This window comes from Sporomusa sp. (genome assembly GCF_057736855.1).
On the sequence record NZ_JBYKYF010000419.1, the window covers coordinates 1 to 2,126 of the forward strand.

General features: G+C 42.2%; 3 protein-coding genes. All 3 read left to right on the plus strand.

From position 1 onward, the window contains the following. Nucleotides 1-852, plus strand: an 852-nt coding sequence (iadA, locus tag AC29Z1_RS17085; RefSeq protein WP_488272650.1) for a beta-aspartyl-peptidase, incomplete at its 5' end; no start/stop codon positions are given. A gap of 30 nt (nucleotides 853-882) precedes the next feature. Next, nucleotides 883-1,179 (plus strand): glutaminase, encoded by a 297-nt coding sequence (locus AC29Z1_RS17090; RefSeq protein WP_488272651.1) that lies wholly within the window; start codon nucleotides 883-885, stop codon nucleotides 1,177-1,179. Continuing rightward, entirely contained in the window at nucleotides 1,163-1,825 is a 663-nt protein-coding gene (glsA, locus tag AC29Z1_RS17095; protein WP_488272652.1) for a glutaminase A, read from the plus strand. Before AC29Z1_RS17090 ends, glsA begins: the two co-directional genes overlap by 17 nt. The last annotated feature ends 301 nt before the right edge of the window (nucleotides 1,826-2,126 follow it).

Consider the following 2,126-nt stretch of genomic DNA (forward strand, 5'->3'; position numbering starts at 1 on the left):
AAAGCTCGTGGGCTAGAAAGCGAAGGGGTAACAACCTATATTTATACAGGTTCTTATGAAGTGCCAACCAACACCATAACTCGCAATGTACGTGATGATATTATTATTATCGACAAAGTGATTGGTTGCGGGGAAATTGCCATCTCAGATCACCGCTCAGCCCAGCCTACTAAAGAACAAATTGCAAAACTGGCTGCCGAAAGCAGGGTCGGCGGAATGCTGAGCGGTAAAGCCGGTGTTTTACAGCTGCATGTCGGCGATGGAAAAAATAAACTGAATACCTTGTTTGCTATTGTTGAAGAGGGAGAAATACCTATTACTCAATTTATACCTACGCATATAAGCCGCAATCCAGAGCTGTTGGACGAAGGTGTCCGGTTTGCCGCTATGGGTGGCTTCATTGATATCACGTCAAGCTTTGTTACCATGCCGGGTAAGCCGAGTGGTATCAAACCGTCTGATGCTGTCTTATATTGTCTCAAGCGTGGGGTACCGCTGTCCAATATTACGATGAGTTCAGATGGTAATGGCAGCATGCCGGCTTTTGATGCGCAAGGACAGTTGATTGGACTAGAGGCAGCACGCATGGATACCCTTTACCGGGAAATCAGAGACTTAATTGTAGACAACTCATTGAAAATAGAAGATGCCATTAAAATTATTACTGAAAATCCTGCGAAAGCTCTGAAGCTATATCCACAAAAGGGTTGTCTCCAAGTGGGAAGTGATGCGGATATCGTAATTTTAGACCAAGAAATGAATATTACTCATGTATTGGCAAAAGGAAGATTGATGGTGCGTGATAAAAAGCAAATCGTGTTAGGAACTTTTGAAAAGCGTAATAGTGACTGACACAATTTTGCTGCAGAGTAGGGTGGTCATATGCAGGAAACCGCTTTGGTGCATGATGCTAGCCTGCTTGATGAAATCATAAAGCGCTGTCTGCCTTTTGCCGATGAAGGACATGTTGCTTCATACATACCGGCTCTTGCTATGGCAAATAAAACCACACTGGGCATAGCACTCATGGATTTAAAAGGTCAGGTATTCGAAAGTGGGGCTGTAAACCAGCCATTTACCATGCAAAGTATTTCAAAGGTTATTAGTCTGTTGTTAGCTCTTGAAGAAGTCGGGGCGGAACGCGTATTTAAAGGTAGTAGGGATGGAACCGACTGGTGATGCTTTCAACTCCATTATAAAGCTCGAGCATTCTAAACTTTCAAAGCCATATAACCAGTTTATTAATGCCGGTGCGATTGCTGTCTGTAATTTAATATCTGGAAACTCTCCTGCACAGAGATTTGCTAAGATATTGAATTTTGCCCGAAAGATTGCCTCGAATTCGTTGCTGGATATTGATCACACTGTTTATCTGTCGGAAAAAGCCACAGGTCATCGTAACCGGTCTATGGGGTACTTTTTAAAAGATATTGGCCTGCTTCATGGTGATGTAGAAGACACGCTGGATGTATATTTCAAACAATGTGCCATCAAGGTTACTTGCAGGGATTTAGCGGCTATTGGAGCTGTGCTGGCTAATAACGGGATAATTCCGGGAACTGGAGAACGGGTTATCCAAACAAACCATTGCCGTATAGTTAACATGCTCATGATTACTTGCGGTCTATATGATGGTTCTGGTGAATTTGCTATTAAGGTCGGACTTCCGGCTAAGAGCGGAGTATCTGGTGGTATTATGGTATCTGTACCGCGAAGATGCGGTATTGGCGTGTTTGGCCCCGCTTTGGATGATAAAGGCAACAGCCTTGCAGGGATAAAAATGCTTGAAGCGTTATCTGATACTTTTAAGTTACGGTTGATATAGGGGTTATTTTATATGTATAAGGGGATGTCACACTAAAATAGCCTCCCAATGTAATAAAACAGGCTCTATAATAAAATGTTGGGGTGCCAGTTACTAACTGGCACCCCCAACATTTTTTTTGCAAAAAAAAAGCATAAAGTCCCATAGAATTAAGTTGCTAATACCTAAAATTAAGGAGACTTTCACTTATGCTCGCGACTTGTTATACGGAAATTCTGTGAATTTAGAAGAACTTCGTGTTACCAAAGTTTTTGCAGATAACAGGACTATTACATGAACAGCTGGAATGTCAAGAGGAACA